The organism is Thermoproteus sp. CP80 (genome assembly GCF_002077075.2).
Classification (GTDB): Archaea; Thermoproteota; Thermoprotei; order Thermoproteales; family Thermoproteaceae; genus Thermoproteus.
The window spans coordinates 11,909-32,778 of sequence record NZ_LCWM02000002.1 but is presented as its reverse complement, the minus strand read 5'-3'; the positions used below and the strand labels follow the sequence as shown (position 1 = coordinate 32,778).

The window sequence follows — 20,870 nt, the reverse complement described above, 5'->3', positions numbered from 1 at the left end:
GATGAGCTACCCTAAAGGAGCCCCTGGGGCGAGAGGAGGTGGGAGGCCTTGCACGGTCAGAGGTCTATGCGCCTGTCGGCGACCTCCTCGAACTCGCCTAGGTGCGAGGTCACGAGGACCGTCTTGACGTCTATGGCGAGATCCCTGACGAGCTCCACTATCCTCCTCCTGTGGGTTTCGTCTAGATGTTCCGTGGGCTCGTCGAGTATTAAGAACGGCGGCCTTCCCAGCAGGGCCCTCGCAAGCGCGACCCTAAGCGCGAGGGCGGCCAGGTTGGCCTCGCCGAGCGAGAGCTCGGTGTGGCGGAACCTCTGCCCGTCGGATCTCGACACGACGACGTAGTACCTGTCGTCTATCTGGGCAAGCTCCGCGGAGCGGAGGGACTCATTGTGTCTAAGCTTGAGGAAAACCCCGTTGAGCTCGGCGTTGACCGACTCTATCAATATGCGTCTCGCCACAGGCTTGACGTCCCTCAACGCGGATCTTGCGGCCTTCCCCCTCTCCTCGGCCCTCCCGTGCCTCTCGGCCTCGGCCCTGGCGGCCTCGAGCTCCTTGGAGACCCGCTCGAGCTCCGCCTTGACGGAGCCCAGCTGCCTCGCGAGCTCCTCAGCCCTCGACGCCGCCTTTAGGTACGCCTCCGCCTTGGCCCTCAGCTCCTCGTACGACTTGCCCAGCTCAGCCAGCCTGGGCCTCAAGGCGGAGAGCTGGCCCTCTACCTCCTCCAGCCTCCGCCTGGCCTCGCCGAGCCTCCTCTCGACCTCGGCCCTCCTGGCCTCGAGCCCCCTCAGCTCGCGCTCGATCCTATCCCTGGCGGCCAGCCTCGCCGAGATCTCGGCCCTCCTCCTCTCGAGGTCTCTCTGCGCCTCGTAGAGCCTCTTGAGCTCCTCCAGCCTCCGCCTGGCCTCGGCCAAGTCCACCGACAGGTAGTCCTTGACCTTGAGATACTCCTCTCTATCCCTCTCGAGCCTCCTCACCGCCGACTCGGCCTCGTAGATCCTCGCCTCGACCCTCCTGAGCTCCTCCTCGAGCGCCTTGGCCTCCTCCTCATGCCTCCTGACGGTCTCCTCGGTGAGCGAGCCTCCGCAGACGGGGCACCTCCCGCCGGATGCTCTGCCGGCCACCTTCAGGACCTCCCTGGCGAGCCCGAGCTTAGCCAGAACGTCGGCCCTCCTGGCCTTCAGCTCCTCCACCTCTCTGCGGGCCGCCTCCAGCTCCTCCGGCCTGAACGACCTGGCCCTCTTCAGATCGGCGGCGGCCAGCAGGTCGACCACCCTCTTGGCCTCGTAGTATTTGGCCTCCACGGCGGGGTCCGGCCGGGGCAACGAGGCCAGCTCCCCCTCGAGCCTCTCCAGCTCCTTCAACTCCTCAGACTTCCTGTCCAGCTCCACGTCGAGCTCCACGAGCTCCTCCTCGAGCCGCTCCACGAGGGAGTTGAGGGATTTGGCCTCCTGCTCCAGGGCGGCCGCGCGCTCCCTCAAGCCGCCGAGCTCCTCCTCGGCCTTCTTGTAGAGCTGGAAGTACTGGGCCAGGCCCTCCGCCTCCCTCCTCGCCTCCGCCGACTGCGCCTCGAGCTCAACCGCCCTCTTGGACAGATCCTCGGCCCTCCTCCCCAGCTCCTCCAGCCTGCCGGAGGCCCTCTCCCTCCTTCTGGACACGTCGGACAGGACGTCCCTCAATACCTCGTCCAGCCAGTCGAACTCGTCGAGGCGAAACAGCCTGTCTATGTAGTCGGGCTCCGCCAGTATCCTCCTAAGCTCCCCCTGCCTTATGTAGGCCAGGTTGGCGAACTCCTCGACGCCCAGCCCTAGGGCCTTGGCGACAGCCGCCGTGACGTCCTGGTCCCCTCTGGCGGCCGGCTTCCCGTCGGCGAGCAGATAGGTGCCGGAGGATATGGAGCCGGACTGCCCGAACCTCCGCGCCACGACGTACTCCACGCCGTCGATCCCCACGAAGGCCAGCTGGATCGAGGCCTCGGCGGCCCCCCGCCTGACCAGATCGGCCCATCGCGCCTTGACCTTCTGGATCCACTTGGAGCCGTAGAGGGCCACGGCGATAGCCTCGAGGAGGCTGCTCTTGCCCGCGCCGTTGGGGCCGTATATGAAGTTGACGCCCTCCACGAAGTCCGCCGCCAGCTCCTCGTGCGCCTTGAAGTTCCTAAGCTCGATCGACCTCAGCATAGAGCCACTCCTCCAGCACCTTCCTCGCGGCGGCTCGGTCCCCATCCCTCGCGTACGCCAGAGCCTTCACCACGGCGTCTGCCCCGGCCCCTAGCCTCTCCCGCAGAAGCCGCTCTATGGTCTCGTAGGCCGAGCCGACCCTAACCACGGCGCGGCCGGGCTTCCTGGTCCTATCCACCACGTCCACGTACAGGGCCCGGGAGAACGCCGCCGCGTGGCGCGACGGCCTCAAGTCGTCCCGCAGCTCGCCGTAGAGCTCCACCTTCACCACGGCGCCGGGCGCGTCGAACCTCGCCGAGGCCTCCTCCAGAGCCGCCTCGACGTCTTTCTCCTCCTCCAGGAATATCCTCAGCTTGACCATCCTGCGCCTAGGCCTCAGCAACACCTCCCTGGCAGAGGCCGACCGGCCCGCGACGTCTATGACGTAGAAGCCCTTCGGGGCCGCCTCCTGGTAGAGGTCCCATCTGCCCCTCCTCCAGTCCCAGGTCTCGAACTCTGCGGAGTCCCATATCTCGAGCGAGCCGGCCCAGAGCGCGCCTATCGGATGTCTGACCCCGTGGTCGTGCACGTGGCCGGCGGCTATGTGCAACGCCTTGACGCCTGAGAAGACGGCTGACGGCATGGTGTATTCGTCCACGGCCGAGGGGTACCTCGCCTTGACGCCCTCGATGGCTTGATGTATGGCCAGGACCGAGCCGGGCCTCGCCGAGAGCACCCTCTCCCTGTATTCCTCAGCCCTGGACCTCGGGGTAGCGCAGGCCCCGTAGAGCCAGACGCCCCCCAGATCGGCCTCCTGGAAGCAGAGCAGCCTCACGGCGCCTACTTTGTCCAATATGCGGAGCGGCGTCTCCTCGGGCCTCAGGTGGCTGTAGTCGTGGTTGCCCCCGACGGCGTATACCGCGAGGCCGGACTCGCCGAGTATGTCGAGGAGCCTCAGGAGGGTTCTCGTGGAGGGCCTCCTCGTGTCCATGAGGTCGCCCGTGATCACCACGGCGTCTGCGCCCTTGGCCAGTCTGAGGGCCTCGGCGAAGGCCTGGAAGTAGTCCTCCTCCCTCTCGGGCAGGTGGTACTGCTGTCGGCCCAGGTGCGCGTCGCTTATGTGGGCTATCCTCATGCCGCCCTCCTCACCTTGACCACCTCGGAGAGGACCCTATAGACGTGGGCGCAGCCGGAGGAGCCGCAGAGACTGCACTTGGCGTAGCCTGACTCTATGGAGAGCTCCACGTGCGCGCCGTCTGAGGTAACAGCCTTCCACACGCCGCCGTCTTGCTCCGCGGACTTCACCGATATTCTGGACGCCGCAAGCGCCGCCGAAGGGGGCGGCGGAGATCTGAATATCCGCGTCCAGATTGTAGCTACGTCGACATCCTGTCTGCGCCAGGCCTCGACCAGAGATATGTCGGCGCCGCCGTAGTCCAGCAGCCTGTCCCTAAGCCTAATCACGGCGGGCAGCTTGACGATGGGCCCCAGCACGACCGCCTCTCCTCTGTCGAGGCCCGGGAGGTTGTCCAGATAGTCCTGCGCCAGTTGCTCGCTGCTGTCCCTCACCGCCTCTTGGTCCTTCGGGTTGACGATCCTCATGATCACTTGGGACTGCATCTGGCTCATCACGTCGGGGTCGACCCTGGAGGGCCTCTGGGTCACCACCACGAGGTAGACGCCGAATTTTCTGCCCTCGGCGGCTATCCGCGAGACCGCCTCGTAGGACCTAGTCCTCCTGGCCGATTTGGGCGGGGCGAACCTATGGGCCTCCTCGACCACGACGACCACGGGCTTCTCGAGCTTCACGCCCGGCAGACCCCTCACGTGCCTCACCCTGGCCCTGAAGATCCGCGTCAACATGTGCCACGCGACGTAGTCCTGGATCTCGTCGCCAACGCCCGCGAGGTTCACCACCGTGAGGTCGGCCATTATTTTGCCCAGCGGCGTGGTCTTGGCGGCGAATACGCCGAGCCTCGCGAGCCTCCTCAGGTAGGCCGCCGCGCTGAAGATAGAGTGCTGGTCCTTCTTGGCCAGCTCCGCCAGCTCGTTTACCTTCTCGTCGATCTTCTCGCCGTCGACTCCCCACTGCTTCAACGACCTCCTCAGGTTCTGGTCGCCGCGCAGAGCCGCCGAGAGTATGGCGGTGAGACCCCTAGGCCCCATCCTCCTCGCGCCGGCCTCGTAGGCGGCCTTGGCGAGCGCGTGGGCGAGGTATATGGAGTACCTTATCTTGGTGGCCTTAGGCGGAACCCCGGCCGCGTCGGCCAGGTCGTCGGGGTCCATGTCGAGCACGCCTATTCTGTACATGACGTCGCCGGCGTGGTGGCCGGACACCTTGACGGTCAAGGCGCCGACGCCGCCGAGCCGTTGCGCCGTGTCTCTAGCGGCCACGTACTCGCCGTGGGGATCCAGGACGACCACTGAGGCGCCCCTCTTGAGGAGCTCCTCTATCAGCACCACGGAGAACCACGTCTTGCCGCTACCCGTGGCGGCTATGACCGCCACGTGCCGCTTCAGCCCCTCGACGTCTAGGCAGATGTCGAGGGGCCTCGCCGAGAGGCGCCCGACGCAGAGCTCGCCGGAGCCGTAGAGCTCGGCCACCTCGTCGTCCCGGGCCAGATAGACCGGGGCGCCGATCCGCGGCGGCAGTTTCGGCATATGTATCTCGCCGTTCCAGAAATAGCCCAAGATCTTGACCTTGGCGATCTGGACCTCCAGCAGGTCGTGGGAAACCCCCTCCACCACGTTGTAGAGAGGGATGTCCCTCTTGAGCTGGTAGGGGTCCCGGATCATCTTAACTATCTGGCCCACAAGCCTAACCTGGACCGCCTCCTCCACGTCGGGCGGGATCTCCACGCTGTCCACAGCCACGTATTCGTACAGCCTTATGGGCCGCTCGGGGTCTAGGGTCGCAAGAAACTCCGTGGGGGTCGAACCAGCTATCACGTACCCTATCTTCATACCTCGGCAGAGGCCAGGCCATTAGGGGAAAAAGCGAGACCGAACACGGGAAGATTATCTCCAGAATTTAAATAGAGTCAGCTCACGGGAGGCTCAGTGGGGGTTGGCGAAAGTTTTTATCCTGTGGCGACAAGGCCGATCCGCGCGCCTGGACGCCGTCGCTGAGAGGCGACGTCCGGCTTCGACGCAAGCCGGCAGAGAAAACGTTAAATACCTCGGCGCTGGCGTGGCCCAGCCGGGGTGGCCGAGCTGGTCCAAGGCGCGGGCCTGCTATCGCGCGGCGGAGAGTCCGTCCCCGCAAGGGGGCGTGGGTTCAGGCCGAGCCGCCCAGAAATCCCACCCCCGGCGCCATGGGCTATACTGTTTCAGTCTGCAGACAGCGCCGTGTTCGATCGCGCCGCGACGATATACGTCGGATCCTCCGGCGTCCAGCGTCCTCCGGACTGGCGTGGATTTATAGGCCCCGTCGGCGGGCGGTCCGCGTCCCGGCTATTTGGCGAGGGCGTACTGCTGGTATTCCTGTTGTCCGTATTGCTGCGTTACGTCCAAGTAGAACCTGTCTATGGACTTCATGAAGTTCTCCAGGCGGTCTATGACGTAGATGCCGTACTGGGGATATATCTCGAAGACGAGCTTCTGGGGCCTTACGGCCGTCCACCGCATCTTCCTTATGAACATAACCCTGAAGACGAAGCCCCTATACTCCTGTAGCTCCAGCTTGATGACTCCGCCGGCCAGATACTCCTCCACGCCGAATCTGCTTATCTTGTTCTCGCCGGTGGGGATCTCGGAGGTCATGACCGTCGTGACGTCCCTGAGCCTCCTGAGCTGGAACACCAGCTCCCTCATGTATTCCCTGACCCAGAGGACGTCCGTGTGGGAAGTTATCAAAAGAGGCGCTATGGGATCCACCACGAGCCTCCTGATGCCGAACTTCTTCACGTTGTCCATGATGACCTTCGCTATCTCCCGCGGGTCCGCCACGACCTTCTCGCTTTGGGAATAGGCCTTGAAGTGGGTCCTGAGATCCACGAAGATGAGCTTCTGCTGCTCCTCGAACGCGTCGAGGTCCCAGCCCAAGGAGGACTTGACCCCCCTCTTGACATCCTCGGAGGGTTCATCCACAGTGATATAGAGGCCGGGCTCGTCGTAAAGCTCGGCGCCTGTCTTGAGGAATTGAAGGCTGAAGATGGTCTTGCCCTGACCCGCCTCGCCGGCTATCAGGTAGATCTCGCCCCTCTTGAAGCCGCCCCCGAGGAGCTGATCGATGTACCAGACGCCCGTGGGGGTCCTCTCCTCGTAGTATTGATAATACTGGTCGGCGGCCACATGGGGGAGTGCGGGGTATTATATATTGGTTTCGATCATACAAGCCCGCCTCACAGAGGCTCGACTCTGAAGTCCACCGAAAACCTTCTCCTCAGACGGTCGAGCTTGCCGGCGCCGCGGGACGCCACCACAGCCAGGTACTCCTCGGGCACCTTGACCACCACCACGCCGTCGACCTCCTCAACCCTTATCTCCTGCGGCGGCACGTAGCGCTTGAGCGCCGACACCACCGCCGACAGCAACTTCTTGCTGGGAGCCCTCCCCTCGCCGCGCCTCAACGGCACCACGAACGTCTCCTCGCCGAATACGTAGATTTCATATTCAGGCTCGCCCGTCAGGAAGTCCTTGACCACGACCACCGGCCTGGAGAGGTCCTCCTCCCTCATGCCCGCCGGCACCTTGACGGTCATGGAGAGGGAGTAGACCTTCTTGACCTCTCCGTCCTTCATGTAGATCACGGTGTCTATTATAGACGGTATCATGCCGAGCTCTACCCTCCTCACGAACCTCTGCACGGCGTCTATGGGCGACGTCGAGTGGACCACGCCGACCATCCCCACGCCGGCCAGGCGGAGGTCCACGTACAGCTGGAAGTCGGCCGTGTCCCTCATCTCATCGAATATGGTGTAGTCGGGCCTCGACAAGAGGAGGAGGTCGTGGATCTCCTCCGAGGTGGCGTAGTTCTTGGAGAGCTGGGTGATGGATCTGCTTAGGATCATCTCCCTAGGCGACTCCACGGTCTTCACGATCTTGCCCTTGGACAGATAGAACTCGGCGAGGGCTTGCGCGAAGGTGGTCTTGCCGGCGCCCGGCGGGCCCGATATGAGTATACCCTCTGCGCTCTTCTCCAGACGCTCCACCACCTTGGGGTCGAGGTTGTAGTCCTCCAGGGACCTCCTAACCAGAGGCTTGACGGCGGTGATCTCCAGGCCGTCCGAGACGGGCGGAAAGGCGACCACTATGCGCAGATCCTTGTGCTGCACTATGAGTGAGTGGGGCCTCCTTATCTCCAGCTTGGTGCCTCCGCCGCCCTTGGCGGCCTCCGAGATGAGCTCGCGCACGATGGACTCCAGCTGCCCCCGCGACATGGGCTCGTCCGAGAGCTTGACGAGACGCCAGCTGCCGGGCCTCCCCGCCTTGGCTTGAGGCGGCGCCCCCTCCTTGAGGTGCACCGACATTATGTCCCTCTCGAAGAAGCGCTCGATCTGAAGCGGCCCCCGCTCCCGCCCCAGATACATCACGTCCAAGCCCATAACCGCGGCCGAGTCCCTGAGGAAGGGGTCGCTGGTCACCACCACGGCGCCGTTCTCCCTCGCGAACTTCCTGACCAGGGAGGGCATCTCCTCCGGCTCGGCCTGGCGGCGCCCGGCCTGGACGTACTCGACGCGGACCAGCTCCGACAGCCCCAGCTTCTCCAGGGAGGTCCTGAGGTCCTTGAGCTCCTCGACCCCCACCAGCCCGACGCCGTCGCCTTGCCTGGCGAGCCGCTCCAGGTAGTCGACGGCCTCCTCCAGGAGGAAGAGGGTCCCCCTGATGTTGCCGGAGATGACGGCCTCCTTAAGCGAGCCGTCCAGGATGACGGAGATATCGGCTACATATTTCCCCACCGCACGCATCCGGGCATGTGTATATAATCTTTTCTCAGAATGGGGCCAACGCCGCGTACAGCGATGCGGCGACCGCGGCCGCGACGGCAGCGGCCCTCGCCAGAAGTCCGTAGACCTTGCGCGCGTCCGATTTGTAGTAGTCGAGCGTCAGCACCAAGCAGCTGTGGGCCGGGCTCAACATGACCCCCAGGAAGCCCCCCATAAACGCAAGGGATAGGTTATAGCCGTGAAGCAACGGGCTCAGCGGGGGGAACGCAAGCCCGGCGAAGGTGAACTCCAGGCCGGTGGCTATCCCAATGAGCAGAGGCACCGCGAAGACCGCCAACAGAGCGGCCCCGCCTAGATAACCCGCGAGGGCTTGCCCAAAGCCGCTCTCCCTGATGTACTCGGAGAAGACGAGGGAGGATATTATTATGGCGATTATCCGCGGCGTCAGCGCATATCTGAAGGCGGCGGCCACATCCCGCGCGGGCGTTCTGTACGCCAGCGTGAACGCGGCGAGGGTGACGGCGACGGCGGCATATATGGGCAAGAGGAGCGACAACGCGGCGACTGCCGCGAGAGGCCAGAGCGCCGCCGCATCTCTCAGCCTTCCGCCCATCTGCGTCCGCCTCACGCGGGAGGCGCCGATGGCAACGCCGGCGGCGACTGCCGCGACGCTGGCTGGCCAAGACCACGATACGACCCTCGTCACGGGCTCGGAGAGGACTGCCGACGTTATCAACACGCCCTGGAATAGGGGCCACACGGGCACCCATATATGGCGCATCCAGTAGTTCAGGAACGTCCTTTCGTCGCTCTCCAGACCCATATATCTGTAGAGGGGATCCGCGACGACGGCCGATACGTAGGCGCCGCCGGGCATGGGGAGGAGGCCTATTGCGGCCGGAATCGCGAATGCCGCAAATCTAGGCCCAACGGCAGTCAACCCGCTGGCTATCGCCTCCCTCCTGGACCTCATCAGATAGCCGAGCGCCATGGCCAACACCAGCGACGCGAGGACCTCGAACATGGAGTAGTTGAACGCAGCCAGCGCGGCCCGGCCGGCCGAGGGGCCGAGGGCCAGCGCCCCGTAGAGGACAGCGCCCAGCGGCAGAGTTATCGACACGTCCAGCCTCCTCGTCAAGGTGCCCCAGATGACCAGCGCTACAGCCGCCAGGAAGGCCGCCAGCGCCAGCACGCCACGGCGGCCGGGCCCCTATTTAACTCTTCCCAGTATTATGGAGCTGTAGATGCCTCCTTGGTATATAACCCGCCTCTCCAGGATCTCGCCGCGGAAATACTTGAGGAAGGCCCGCCACCTGGGGGTCACGACCGCCAGCCGGGCCCCCGGCCTCGCCAGGAGCTCCATCGTCCTCACCAGCCCTCTATAAAGCTTGTGGATATCGGCGGGGATGCGGACGCCGTAGGGGGGATTGAAGATGAAGGCGTCGCAGACTGGGCGGAGCGCCCTGTGGAGCTTGGTGGAGTCGAACCACAGGACGTCCGCGTCGGCGCCAGCCGCCGAGAGGTTCTCGAGGGCGCCTTTGACGTGCCTTAGCGCCACGTCGACGCAGATGCATCTGACGCGGGCTACCGACGAGGCCTCCAGGCATATGGTCCCCCCTCCGCAGGTCAAGTCGCACAACGTCTCGCCGTCCTTCAGCCGCGCCAGCCTGGCCATGGCGTAGGCCACCACCGGGTTGAGGGACGCGTAGTGCTGATACCTACGGTAGGGCCTATCCTTGAGGGACCTCCTCGCCGAGGTCAGCCAGACGTAGTAGGCGTCTCCTATCACGTCGACGTTGAGCTCGATGTCGGGGTCCACCAGGCTTATGGCGACCCCGGCCTCCTTCAGCAGGGACCCCACCGCCGACTCCACATCCCTGGAGGTGAACGGATGCGACCCAGCCCTCTCGCAGGCGACGCCGGCCGTCACGTGGGGCGATACGTAGGAGAGCACCTCGGGCAGGACTGCCCTCACCCCATCCGCTATATCCCCCAGCGCCGAGAACGCGCCGGAGGTTAGGAAAACGCCGAATCTCTCCACGGAGCGGAGCGCGAGCAGAGCGGAGGGAGCCACGTCGGCCTCCACCACCACCCGGCCGCTCATGTAGGCCGAACGCGCCGACGACGCCCCGAGCCTCTCGACCACCTCCTCCACGACGACGTCCTCCAGCCCCTGTACCGTCGTCAGCAGGTACCTCATGCGGTCGAGGACCTACGAGCTATGCCCAACGCGCAGGCGAAGATATCGGCGGCCGCGTCCCCACTGTCCACAAGCCGCCGGTATCCGGAGGATAAATACGTTGGCCGGCGCGGCTCAACATTTTTAAAACGTACCGACATATCGGGACGTGAAGAGGTACCTTTTGGCCATAGGCCTGGAGAGGTTCCTGAGGAATTTGGCCACGGGCTATCTGGCCGTCGTCGTGCCGTTGTACCTCAAGGAGCTCACCGGCAGCGCGCTTGCGGCCGGGCTGGTGGTCACCGCGGCCGGCCTCATATCCCTGGGCACGTCCATCCTCTACGCGGCCCTCGGCGACGTGATAGGGCATGCGAGAGGCCTCGCCGTCAGCGAGGTCGCCTTCGCGTCCGCGCTTGTGGCCATAGCGGCGTACAGAAACCCCTGGGCCGTCGGCATCGCCCTGGGGATCGGCGGGGTCGGCATGCTGGGCCCCGGCTCTACGCGGGGCAGCTTCGTCCCCCTGATAATGGCCTTGGTACGCCGCCATACGTCAAACGCGGTGGAGAGGACGCGCGATCTGGGGATTGTAAACCTCCTGTCCACCGCCGGCGGAATCGCCGGGTCTCTGCTCGTCGCCTTCACGGCCCTGCGGGAGGCCTCCCTCTTCTTCGTCCTCTCCGTCTCCACGGCCGCCGCGCTGGTCCTGCTGTCCCTAGGCCGCGGCGAGACCGTCCGGCGGGCGAATCCGTTCAGGGCAGTGAAGAAGAGGGGCGCCACGGTCCTGGCCTATTCCCTAAGCCAGCTGGTGGCGGGGGTGGGGATCGGTCTGTCAAACTCCCTCCTCTCCCTCTGGATGAATACATACCTCGGGATGGGGCCGGCGCTAATAGCTGTGATATACGCGATAGGCAACGCCGCGTTCTCTCTATCAGCCCTATTCGCCCACGTCTTCGTTAGACTGCTCGGCTTGGTCAAGGCCTCCGCGGCCAGCAGATTCGCCTCAGGCGCCCTCCTGGCCGTCCTGCCCCTCATCCCCCACCCTGCCGCGTTCGCCGCGATCTACGCCCTTTATAACGCCATGGTCGGCATAGGGGGCACGGCCCGATCCTCCTACATATCGGGGGCCGCTGCCGAGGGGGGCGAGGCGACGACGCCCGCGCTCGCAAGCATATCTATGCGCATGGCCGCCACGCCCAGCGCCGCCGCGGCCGGCTACTTGATAGAGGCGGGGCCTGCTCTACTGATGCCGATAGCCGGCGCATTCGTCGCCGCCGCAGGCTATATATTCCTCAAGTACCTAAGGGAGGTAGACTGACGCCCGCCCTGAGGGGCTAGGTTTTTCGTCCGCAACACGGACGGCGGCCTGCCGCCGGAAATAGATAAATAGCCCCGCCGCCGGACTTACAGCGACGCGCCGGGAGGGGCCGTCACGGCTTCTGTGAGCCGGCGTGACGACGCCGCGGGATATCTCCGACGCATTCGCACACCTCCCTATATCTGCAGAACGCGCAGGTTGCGCCGGGTCTACATACGCCTTCGATCAAGGCCCTATACCTAGGCGTGGGGTCCGACGGCCTCTCGGAGAAGGAGTATATAGCCTCCTCCGGCACATATATATGAAGCTTTATGTTGTTTTTCCTAAAGGCCGCTGCGGCCACGTCGCCTTCTGCCAACGCGAGCCTCCTGCCTCTATCTCGGCTTCTCGCAAGCCTGAAGAGGTAGACGTGGTCCGGACCCACGCCGGCCACCGCGTAGAACACGTGGTCTCCATATCTATGGCCCATCCCGGCGTACGGGTAGACCTCGGCATATTTCACGTAGGCCGCCGCCCTCCTCACGGGCCCTCTGGCGGCAGAGACTATCACCTTCCCGGCGGCTCTCCTCGCCGCCTCGAACTCCTCCTTGAGCTTAGGCAGGACAGCCGATATGTCGCCGGGCCCGAGATCCCTGCCCACGCGCAGCAGAGCCTTAACGGCGTTCCGGTCGCCGCGCATCGCCCTCCTGGCCAGAGCGTCGACGTAGCCCGCGTCGGCCACGCCCAGCATGGCGGCGTATTTGACCCTGTCCCTCAGGGCCCTTGCGAAGACCTCCACCTCCTCCTCGGCGGCTCGAAATGCGGCGGCTCTGGGGCACAGGAGGGCCTCGGCCACCGCCCTAGATGATACGTACGTATCTCCGTAGATCTCCTTCTCCAGGGAGAGAGCCCGCTCGAACAGGCGGAGGTTGCGGGGCAGGTCCCTATAAAGCCTCTCGATCAACACGGGCGGGCCGTCCAGGCTATATAAACGATATGGCTATGGCCAGAAGGATCAACGCGGCGGCCGAGTACTCCCTCGCCGCCGGCCTCTCTCTGCCCAGAGCCCTCGACATGAGCTGAGACGCTGTGGGCGTCACGCCCAGCACTATGACCGTAAGGTCGAGGCCCGCCTCGACGGCCGAGTAGGCGAATAGGGCGGAGCCGCCCCCGAGGTCCAGCACCGCTATCGCGGGCAGGGCGGTCCTCCAGGTGGACCTCATCCCCCTGACGACCCCAGATCCGGCGAGGGACGCCAGGACGGGGAGCGCGGCCGCCACGCGGACGAAGGCTATGGATATGGGGCTCAGGCCCCCCACCCCCGCCACCTTCACCGCCGCGTATCCCGCCGACCAGGCCGCCGCGGCGCCCAGAGCGTAGAGGACGCCGCCGAGGCTCCCCCTGTCGTGCCCAGCCACGAGGAGGTAGACGCCGGCGACCGTCAGGCCGGCCGCCGCCAGGTATGCGGCCTTCAGGGGCTCGCCCAGCAACACGGCGACAAACTGCTCCAAGATCACGTAGCTGTAGGCGGCGGGAACCGCCAGCGAGACGCCCGCCGTCCTGAGCGCCTTGAGGTAGAGCGAGTCGCCCAACGCGAGCGAGAGGACGCCGCTGAGCGCGGCATATACACAAGATAGTGACGGCTCTAGACGACGTCAAGGTCTATCTCGTCGACCCCAAGCCCTATCACGAGTTCGTGATGGGCATACCCATGGCCTTCGCGGGCTTGGTCAAGTTCGACGATCTACGCATGTCGCTGGACTCCTTAAAGCGCGTGGAGCACGTAAGGGACGAGGTCGCCGACGTCAGGGAAAGCGGGCTGAAGCTGGCCAGCGGCGAGGTGATCAGAGGCGACTACAACGTGCTGGCTGTCGGCGCGTTCAAGATAGGCGACGATTTCTACTCGGTGGAGGGCGCCGAGGCCCTCTACAGAGCCGCCGAGACGGCGCCCGCCGTGAGGTTCGTAATCGACGAGCTCTACCCGGTCATGGGGTTCGGCGAGGTCGCGATGGCCGTGAAATCCCTCTGGCCCCAGAAGGAGGTGTCGATACATCTGGTCTACGTCCACCCCGACTACAAGTGGCTGTTCGAGACCTTCAGCGCCCAGATGGCTAAACTGGGCATATCATTGAGCGAGGAGCCGCCGCCCACCGAAGACAAGGCGGAGATACACGTGGTGGTGCCCGAGCTCAACCCCCATCCGCTGACGAAAGGCCTCAAGGTCGGCCCGCTGTTCGAGACACAGTACGACCGCACCTACCTCATAGGCGACACCTCCCTCATGAAGCTGGGGCTCCCGCCCCTGGGCTGGGGCGCCATATGGCAGGCGTCGGTGCTGGCCCAGGCCATAGTGAGCGACATAAAGGAGGGCGCGGCCGAGGTGGAGATAGACGAATGGACCTACATGAAGGACCCCGATAAGTTCAAGCAGTATCTAACCTACAGGATGACCAAAGGCGTGCCTCTAGTGCATCTACGCGGCCTCTACGACCTCTGGAGGACCAAGATCTTCGGAAGCCTTTAACCTCCTCCCCGCCATCGCGACCAAGGCGAGCAGGGCCAGCGCCAGAGCCAACGCCAAGGCCCCCGCGGCCGCCATGAACAAGGCCCAGAGCGACGACGCGGCGGGAGGGGGCCGAGGCGCCGCGGCGGTGGTCGTTGCGGCGGGCGCCGCTGTGGTAGCCTTTGCGGCCGCCGTCCGCGGCCCTGCTGTCGCGCTCGCCGTGCTTGTCGCCGCGCTGGATGCGGACGTCGACGTGGCGGGCTGCGGCGTCACTCTGATCGTAGCCCCGACCGCGGCGGATAGGTTGAGATATACGGGCAATCTGGCGCCGGGCTCGACGGCCACGTCGACCGTCGCGGTCATGTTGCGGTAGCGGGCGACGGCGGTGTACGTCTGCCCGCCCAACACCTCGGCCGCGACCGAGGGGCCGGTGGCGTTGACCAGCAACCGCCCGCCTCCGTAGAGAAGTATCGTGGCGTTCGGGATCGGCGAGCCCGTCGGCGTCTGCGCGTACAGGTAGAGGACCGCCGTGGGCACCCGCAGGACTTCAGAGCGGTTCTCGCCGGGCTCCAGCGACACGGTCGTGTCGTAGCTGAAGACGCCTCCGCTCAGATTCGCGACCACCGAGACGTCGTATCGGCCCGCCAGGAGCTCCCGCCGGACGGCGCCGACGCCGTAGGCCTCCACGCCGTTTCCGCTGATCCGTACGGTGAAGTTGGCCGGCTTCCCCAGGGCTACGTCGTAGGCCTCCAGCTGCAGGAAGGCCGTGGGCACCTGCACCACCAGCGTCAAGTTCTGTCCCGGCTGCGGCGTCGTCCAATCGCCGTAGAGGACTCCGTAGGGCGTGACGGCGGCCGCTCTGTACTGAGCTCCGGTCGCCACGACCTCGGCCTCGGCGACACCGCGGCCTGCGGCCAGCGTCGCGTTGTCGGGGCCCAGGATCTCCACGGTCCAGCTGTCGGCGTATTTCCCAGCCGCCATGTCCCAAGCCCTCGCGTAGAGGAGCGCCGTGGGGATCACTATCCGTATGGGGTTCGCGCCGGGCACCGATATGGTCTGGTTAAACCAGGCGTTGAAGGCGTATATCTCCACCAGGTAGGTGCCGGGGGCTAGATCCAGGGTGGGGCTTCCGTAGCCGACGTAGACCAGCTCGCCGCCTTGCCAGACCATCACCATGGAGCCGTTCAACAGGCGGCCCGTGGAGCCGTCAACCACCTGGATCTGTACGGAGGCCGCAAGCGCCAACGCCGACAGCAACAGGAGCGGAAGCCAGGGGCGCATTCTGCGATCTGGGTCCGGATTTATCTAGGTTTCGCCTCAAGGCCTCACGGCGATCTTGAAGACGTCGCCCTGCGACTCCTCGAAGGCCCTCCGCCCCTCCTCCAGGGGATATACGGCGTCCAGCGCCGGCTTGACTTTGCCCGAGAGGAGGGGGGCCATCGCCTCCCTGAACTCCCTGAAGGTGCCGCAGCGGCTGCCCACTATCGCCACCTCTTTGACGACCGCCAGAGTGGAGTTGAAGGCGGCAGGCGAGCCAGGCGTGGACTTAAGATGCACCGCTCCGCGGGGCCTCGCGGCGGACACCGCAACGTCGAGGGCCCTGGGGTCGCCGGACGCCTCGAAGACCAGGTCGAAGCGGGATGCGGGCGCCTCGCCTATGTACGTCGCGTCGGCGAGCCTCTCGAGGGCTTTAAGCCTTCTGCTCTCCCGCCTCGCGACCACGGCCACCTCCGAGGCGCCGAGAAGCCTCAACACCTGGACCGCGAGGAGGGCCATGTTGCCGACGCCTATCACGGCGACCCTTTCGCCGGGCCTCAGAGGGCGTATGGCGAACGCGTTCAGCACAGCCGCCAACGGCTCCACGAAGACGCCCAGCTCGGGCGGCCCGTCGAACGGATGGAGCGCGTAGTTGGGCGCAGCGAAGTACTCGGCCATCCCCCCGTCGAAGTCTATGCCCAGCGTCTTCTTGTAGGGGCAGTGCGTGTAGAGGCCGGATCTGCAGTAGTCGCAGGTCAGGTCGGCGAAGTTTATCTCCGACACAACCCTCAGCCCCTTTAGGGGCCCCTCCTCTACGACGCCCACCACCTCGTGGCCGGGCACCAACGGCCTCTTGAAGAGGGGGTAGGTCCCCCGATAGAAGGCCTTGTCCGTGCCGCATATGCCGGCCAGCTCGGTCCTCACGAGGCTCCAGCCGGCCGGCGGCTCCGGCTCCGGCAGATCCGCCACCTCGACCTCGCGCGGGCCTCTGAGAAGGAGCGCCTTCATGCGTAGAGGGACGTCTGGCCGGCGGCTCTTCTGAACGTCTCGGCGAAGGAGATTATGACGAGGAGGCCGGCGTTCCTGACCCTGTAGTACTCGTCGACGAATCTCTGCGCGTCGAGCCCCTCCGCGAGGACGGGCCGCGAGACCTGGACGGCGTCGGGGATCTCGGCGTCAGGCGGAAGGAAGGCGAAGTCCACCCCCATGGAGGCCACGGCCCTCTTGAGCTCCAGGAGGAATCTCCTCCTGTCCTGCTCCTTCATGGACGCCAACGCGGATCTGTGGTCCGGATGGACTGCTATGCCCATGGCTATTACGTAGAACTCGGCGTCCTTGGGCCTCACAACGTCGACGACCGGCATGCCCGTCGGAGGCGCCGTGGATATATGGAAGGGCTCCGGGGCGTTCGGCGGAACCACCACGTTGAGGCCCAGCTTCTTGACCCAACGCTCTATATCCCTATCTAGGTCCATGAAGCGACAACGTCACCTATTTTTCCGTTCCGCGACGGCCGCTATGAGGGGATACCTACGTATTATCTTTACGTCGAACAGAGCGCCCAGGACGTCCCTCAGACATCTCTCCGAGCAGCTGTGGTCGCCCACCAGCGGAAGGCGGTCCTTGTCCACCTCGACCGCCACGAACCGCCCGCCGGGGCTTAAGGCCCTCGCAACCCCCTCGGCCGACTCCCTGTGGGGGCCCCAGTGGTGGAGCGTGAAGAGGGCCACCGCCCCGTCAAACGCGCCGGGCCGCACCGGCAGCGCCCAGCTGGCGCCGGCCACTAGATCCGCCGACGTCCTCCTACGCGCTCTGCGCAACATAGCCGGCGAGACGTCTACGCCGACCACCCTGTAGCCTCTCCGCTCCAACAAGCCGGCCAGCTTCCCTACGCCGGGACCCACCTCGAGGAGGCGGGACCCCCTATCTACGGCGGCCTCCACCAGCTTCGCCGTCGCCGAATAGGCCCAGTCGAATACGTGCAGCTTCACCAGGAGTTCGTAGAACGCGGCCCCCCTCTCGTCGAAACGTTCGAAGTAGAAATCCTCCATGTGTCGTATATGCCCTAAATATTTTTGGGCGTCGGCAGTATCTTGAAGTCGTCGAACTCGCCGCGGTATTCCTCGCGCGTCACGTCGATGCTCTCCACGCACGACGCGCCGCCGAGGCTCGAGCCGATATGCTGGACGCCCGAGGAGGCCGCCAAGGCGCTGCGCAAGCCCTGGTGGCGCGAGGCCCTCAGGCACAGAGTAGTCATCGTGGACGACTACGGCGTAGCCCAACTGCTGGACTCCGGCCCCCAGCCGGCTCCAGATACGGCCTAGCCCCCTCCCATCCGCGGCCGCCGCGATTCGGCGCGGGGCGGCCGCGCCGCCGAGCTGGGCCCTCCCCGAGGCCGCGCAGACGCCGCCCCTCTATCGAGGGCCCTCGGGCTGAGCCCAGAGGCCGGCCCGACCTCGCGGCCGCCCGTCATAACATAAAAAACCGGCCCTTGCTCGGCTCCGTGAGGGGCTACTACATGCATCCCGACATATACGGCGACGAGGTCGTGTTCGTGACCGAGGACGACCTCTGGAGATACTCGGGCAGCTCCGCGGCGAGGCTGACCTCGGACTTCGGCGTGGTTTTAAGGCCCAGATACTCCCCCGACGGCCGCTACATAGCGTTCACGAGGCTGCAACAGACGGACCAGGGCACCTTGGCCGAGGCCTACGTGATCCCGGCGGAGGGCGGAGAGCCCAGGAGGCTGACCTACTTCGGCTCTCCCTTCACGCGCGTCGCGGGTTGGACGCCGGACGGGAGGGTGTTGGTGTACAGCGACTTCAAGATGCCCTTCACCCAGTGGAGGGAGCTATACGCCGTCTCTCTCGACGGTAGGTACGAGAGGCTGGGCCTAGGCCCCGCGACGGCTCTGCTCTACGGCGAAGGGTTCATCGTCTTGGGCAGAAACAACTACGACCTGCCCTACTGGAAGAGGTATAGAGGGGGGATGAGGGGAGTCCTCTGGATAAGCAGGGACGGCGGGAGGACGTTCGAGAAGCTCGTGGATCTCCCCGGCAACGTGACCTCCCCCATGGTGGTGGGGGGCCGCATATTCTTCGTGTCGGACCACGAGGGGGTCGGCAACATCTACTCCGTCGACCCCTCGGGCGGAGGCCTCAGGAGGCATACGGACTTCAGGGAGTACCACGTGAGGAACGCAAGCTCGGACGGGCGCAGGGTCGTCTTCCAGGCGGGGGGCGACATATATGTGTTCGACCCGGCCAGCGGCTCGACGGCGCTCCTCGAGATAGACATCCCCCTCTCGCGGAAGCAGAGGGCGCCCAAGTTCGTGGAGCCGTTCAAGTACCTCGAGGACTTCTCCACATACTCCGGCGAAGCCGTCCTCCTGATCTCCAGGGGACAGGCCTTCTACATGCCGGCGTGGGAGGGGGCCGTGGTCCAGCTGGGCGAGAGGGGCGGCTCGGTTAGGTACAGGCGCGCGTCCGCCGACGGCAACAGGGTGGCCGTCGCGACGTACGACGGCGTGGTGGAGATCTACGGAAGGGACGGCGTTAGGCAGAGGCGGCTCGAGCTCGGCATAGGCTTGATAGAGGCCCTGGCGCTGAGCGGCGCGAGGCTGGCCGTGTCCAACCACAGGGGCGAGCTCTGGCTCGTGGACGTGGAGACGGGCGCCAAGAGCCTTGTGGATAGAAGCGACTACGGGCTCATACTCGAGCTCGCCTGGCATCCCTCGGGCCTCTGGCTGGCGTACTCCCGGCCGTCGGGCCCCTACACCCAGAACATAAGGCTTCTCGACGCGAGGTCCGGCAGAGTCTACGACGCAACACCTCCGACGAATTTCGACTACAGCCCCGCCTTCGACCCCGAGGGGAGGTATCTCTACTTCCTGTCGAGGAGGGCGTTCAACCCGGCCATGGACCCCGTCCAGTTCTACTACGTCTTCGCCAGGCATTCGCGGCCCTATCTGATCCCGCTGAGCAAAGACGACGTGTCCCCCTTCATCGAGTACAGAAGGCGCGAGGGGCCTGTCCAGGATATAGACGTAGAGGGGATACAGACCAGGGCCGAGCCGTTCCCAGTCGAGGAGGGGATCCACGCCGCCGTCGTGGGGCTGAGGGGCGGCAAGGTGGCGTGGCTTAGATACGAGGTGGAGGGCGCCTTGAAGTACTACCTCTGGTTCGCCCAGGAGAGGAGGGGCGTCGTCGAGATATACGACCTCGAGACCAAGACCAAGGACCAGCTCGCGGGCGGCGTCTCCGCCGTTAGGGCCTCGCAGGACGGGAGGTACCTCTTGGTGAAGGAGGAGGGGAGATTGAGGCTGATCGACGTGGAGAGGAAGCCAGACCTCCAGTCGAGAGATCCGGGCAGGAAGAGCGGCGTGTTGGACCTAAGCCGCGTCAAGATCTACGTGGAGCCGGCCAAGGAGTGGAGGCAGATGTTCAGAGAGGCTTGGCTCTTGATGCGGGAGAACTTCTGGAGGGCCGACATGAGCGGGGTCGACTGGGACGCCGTCTATGGGAGGTACGAGCGGCTTCTGGACAGGATCGGCACCCGCTACGAGCTGAGCGACTTGATCAACGAGATGCAGGGCGAGCTCGGCAACAGCCACGCCTACGAGATAGTGCCCGACTTCGAGGTAGACAAGCCGTATCCGGTGGGCGGCCTCGGCGCGGAGTTCCGCTGGGACGGCAGGTGCTGGCGCGTCGAGAGGATATTCGTCGGAGATCCGGCCAACGAGGGCGAGCGCAGCCCGCTGGCGGCGCCCGGAGTTGACGTCAAGGAGGGCGACTGTCTGCTGTCGATAGGGGGCGTCGAGCTGGGGCCGGAGACCCCGCCGGAGGCCGCCTTGCTGAACAGAGCCGGCGATCTGGTGTGGATAGAGGCGGGTAGAGGCGGGGAGGCCAGGCGCTTCTTGGTCAAGACGCTGAGGGACGAGAGGCACTTGATATATAGGGCTTGGGTCGAGCGGAACCGGCGCTACGTCCACGAGAGGACGGGCGGGAGGGTCGGCTACGTGCACATACCCGACATGGGTCCCTACGGCTATTCGGAGTTCTTCAAGTCGCTCATAGCGGAGGGCTACAGAGAGGCGTTCGTGGTGGACGTCAGGTTCAACAGAGGCGGACATACGTCGGGCATGCTGATACAACGCCTAGCCGCCAGGGTCTTCGGGGCGTTTCTAACCAGATATTTCAAGCCCATGCCGTATCCCGAGCTGGTGATGCCCAGAGCCCTCGTCCTCATAGCCAACGAATACGCCGGCTCCGACGGCGATATATTCACCTACGACTTCAAGTCGCTGGGGCTGGGGCCCGTCGTCGGGACTAGGACCTGGGGCGGCACCGTGGGGATAGACACCAGGTATAAGCTGGCCGACGGCACCATAATTACGCAGCCCAAATACGCATTCTGGGCCGAGGGCGTAGGGACGGGGATAGAGGGATACGGCGTGGAGCCCGACATATATGTGGAGATAGCCCCCCACCACTACAGAGAGGGCGTTGACCCGCAGCTGGAGAGGGCGGTGGAGGAGGCCCTCAGGCGGCTGGGCGGCTCGCTCCACCTTGAATCGATCAACACCTAAATTTAA

17 protein-coding genes and 1 tRNA gene are annotated in these 20,870 nt (G+C 65.1%); 5 read left to right on the top strand and 13 right to left on the bottom strand.

Annotated features, from left to right (window positions below; genetic code table 11):
- Window positions 1–56 precede the first annotated feature (56 nt).
- Genes B7L68_RS00605 through B7L68_RS00595 form a run of 3 tightly spaced genes read right to left on the bottom strand, consistent with a single transcriptional unit; the run spans window position 57 to window position 5,120 of the window.
- Complete coding sequence (locus tag B7L68_RS00605) at window positions 57–2,177, bottom strand: AAA family ATPase (RefSeq protein ID WP_081245740.1); 2,121 nt, start codon at window positions 2,175–2,177, stop codon at window positions 57–59.
- A complete protein-coding gene (locus tag B7L68_RS00600) occupies window positions 2,155–3,291 on the bottom strand; it encodes a DNA repair exonuclease (protein WP_081245739.1) in 1,137 nt (378 codons plus the stop codon). The genes B7L68_RS00605 and B7L68_RS00600 overlap by 23 nt, the downstream gene beginning before the upstream one ends.
- On the bottom strand, window positions 3,288–5,120 hold the full coding sequence (locus tag B7L68_RS00595; protein ID WP_081245738.1) for an ATP-binding protein: 1,833 nt from the start codon (window positions 5,118–5,120) through the stop codon (window positions 3,288–3,290). Before B7L68_RS00595 ends, B7L68_RS00600 begins: the two co-directional genes overlap by 4 nt.
- Window positions 5,121–5,354: 234 nt before the next feature.
- On the opposite strand from B7L68_RS00595, the gene B7L68_RS00590 reads away from it, so the two are divergent.
- Window positions 5,355–5,471 (top strand) — tRNA-Ser (locus tag B7L68_RS00590).
- 138 nt (window positions 5,472–5,609) lie between these two features.
- Here B7L68_RS00590 and B7L68_RS00585 read toward each other — a convergent pair.
- From B7L68_RS00585 to B7L68_RS00570, 4 genes are read right to left on the bottom strand one after another with little or no spacing between them, the layout of a single operon-like run.
- Window positions 5,610–6,449 (bottom strand): ATPase domain-containing protein, encoded by an 840-nt coding sequence (locus B7L68_RS00585; RefSeq protein ID WP_081245737.1) that lies wholly within the window; start codon window positions 6,447–6,449, stop codon window positions 5,610–5,612.
- 50 nt (window positions 6,450–6,499) lie between these two features.
- Window positions 6,500–8,056, bottom strand: coding sequence for a PINc/VapC family ATPase (locus B7L68_RS00580; RefSeq protein WP_081245736.1), 1,557 nt, complete (start codon window positions 8,054–8,056; stop codon window positions 6,500–6,502).
- A gap of 34 nt (window positions 8,057–8,090) precedes the next feature.
- Window positions 8,091–9,236, bottom strand: a complete 1,146-nt coding sequence (locus B7L68_RS00575; RefSeq protein WP_193432445.1) for a DUF401 family protein — start codon at window positions 9,234–9,236, stop codon at window positions 8,091–8,093.
- Between the two features lie 18 nt (window positions 9,237–9,254).
- On the bottom strand, window positions 9,255–10,244 hold the full coding sequence (locus B7L68_RS00570; RefSeq protein ID WP_081245735.1) for a THUMP domain-containing class I SAM-dependent methyltransferase: 990 nt from the start codon (window positions 10,242–10,244) through the stop codon (window positions 9,255–9,257).
- Window positions 10,245–10,392: 148 nt separating this feature from the next.
- Between B7L68_RS00570 and B7L68_RS00565 the strand changes: the two genes are divergently transcribed.
- Window positions 10,393–11,538, top strand: coding sequence for an MFS transporter (locus B7L68_RS00565; RefSeq protein WP_081245734.1), 1,146 nt, complete (start codon window positions 10,393–10,395; stop codon window positions 11,536–11,538).
- Window positions 11,539–11,650: 112 nt separating this feature from the next.
- On the opposite strand, the gene B7L68_RS00560 is transcribed toward B7L68_RS00565, so the two are convergent.
- Both B7L68_RS00560 and B7L68_RS00555 read right to left on the bottom strand, forming a co-directional pair.
- A complete protein-coding gene (locus B7L68_RS00560; protein WP_081245733.1) occupies window positions 11,651–12,484 on the bottom strand; it encodes a hypothetical protein in 834 nt (277 codons plus the stop codon).
- 16 nt (window positions 12,485–12,500) lie between these two features.
- Window positions 12,501–13,109 (bottom strand): EamA family transporter, encoded by a 609-nt coding sequence (locus B7L68_RS00555; RefSeq protein WP_238136252.1) that lies wholly within the window; start codon window positions 13,107–13,109, stop codon window positions 12,501–12,503.
- Window positions 13,110–13,153: 44 nt separating this feature from the next.
- Here B7L68_RS00555 and B7L68_RS00550 point away from each other — a divergent pair, with 44 nt between their 5' ends.
- The gene (locus B7L68_RS00550; protein WP_238136251.1) at window positions 13,154–14,041 is read left to right on the top strand and encodes an NAD(P)/FAD-dependent oxidoreductase; all 888 of its coding nucleotides are present in this window, start codon (window positions 13,154–13,156) and stop codon (window positions 14,039–14,041) included.
- Here the strand turns inward: B7L68_RS00550 and B7L68_RS00545 are convergent.
- The 4 genes from B7L68_RS00545 to B7L68_RS00530 are packed head-to-tail and all read right to left on the bottom strand — an operon-like array spanning window position 13,991 to window position 17,328.
- Entirely contained in the window at window positions 13,991–15,301 is a 1,311-nt protein-coding gene (locus tag B7L68_RS00545) for a hypothetical protein (RefSeq protein WP_081245731.1), read from the bottom strand. The genes B7L68_RS00550 and B7L68_RS00545 overlap by 51 nt on opposite strands.
- Window positions 15,302–15,337: 36 nt before the next feature.
- A complete protein-coding gene (locus B7L68_RS00540; RefSeq protein WP_081245730.1) occupies window positions 15,338–16,285 on the bottom strand; it encodes an alcohol dehydrogenase catalytic domain-containing protein in 948 nt (315 codons plus the stop codon).
- Window positions 16,282–16,752 carry a DUF2299 domain-containing protein gene (locus B7L68_RS00535; RefSeq protein WP_081245729.1) on the bottom strand — a complete coding sequence of 157 codons (471 nt, stop codon included), beginning with the start codon at window positions 16,750–16,752 and terminating at the stop codon, window positions 16,282–16,284. Before B7L68_RS00535 ends, B7L68_RS00540 begins: the two co-directional genes overlap by 4 nt.
- A gap of 12 nt (window positions 16,753–16,764) precedes the next feature.
- Window positions 16,765–17,328, bottom strand: a complete 564-nt coding sequence (locus tag B7L68_RS00530) for a class I SAM-dependent methyltransferase (protein ID WP_081245728.1) — start codon at window positions 17,326–17,328, stop codon at window positions 16,765–16,767.
- A gap of 42 nt (window positions 17,329–17,370) precedes the next feature.
- Here B7L68_RS00530 and B7L68_RS00525 point away from each other — a divergent pair, with 42 nt between their 5' ends.
- A complete protein-coding gene (locus B7L68_RS00525) occupies window positions 17,371–17,601 on the top strand; it encodes a hypothetical protein (protein WP_081245727.1) in 231 nt (76 codons plus the stop codon).
- 179 nt (window positions 17,602–17,780) lie between these two features.
- Window positions 17,781–20,864: a S41 family peptidase gene (locus tag B7L68_RS00520; protein WP_081245726.1), complete on the top strand. Its 3,084-nt coding sequence runs from the start codon at window positions 17,781–17,783 to the stop codon at window positions 20,862–20,864.
- The last annotated feature ends 6 nt before the right edge of the window (window positions 20,865–20,870 follow it).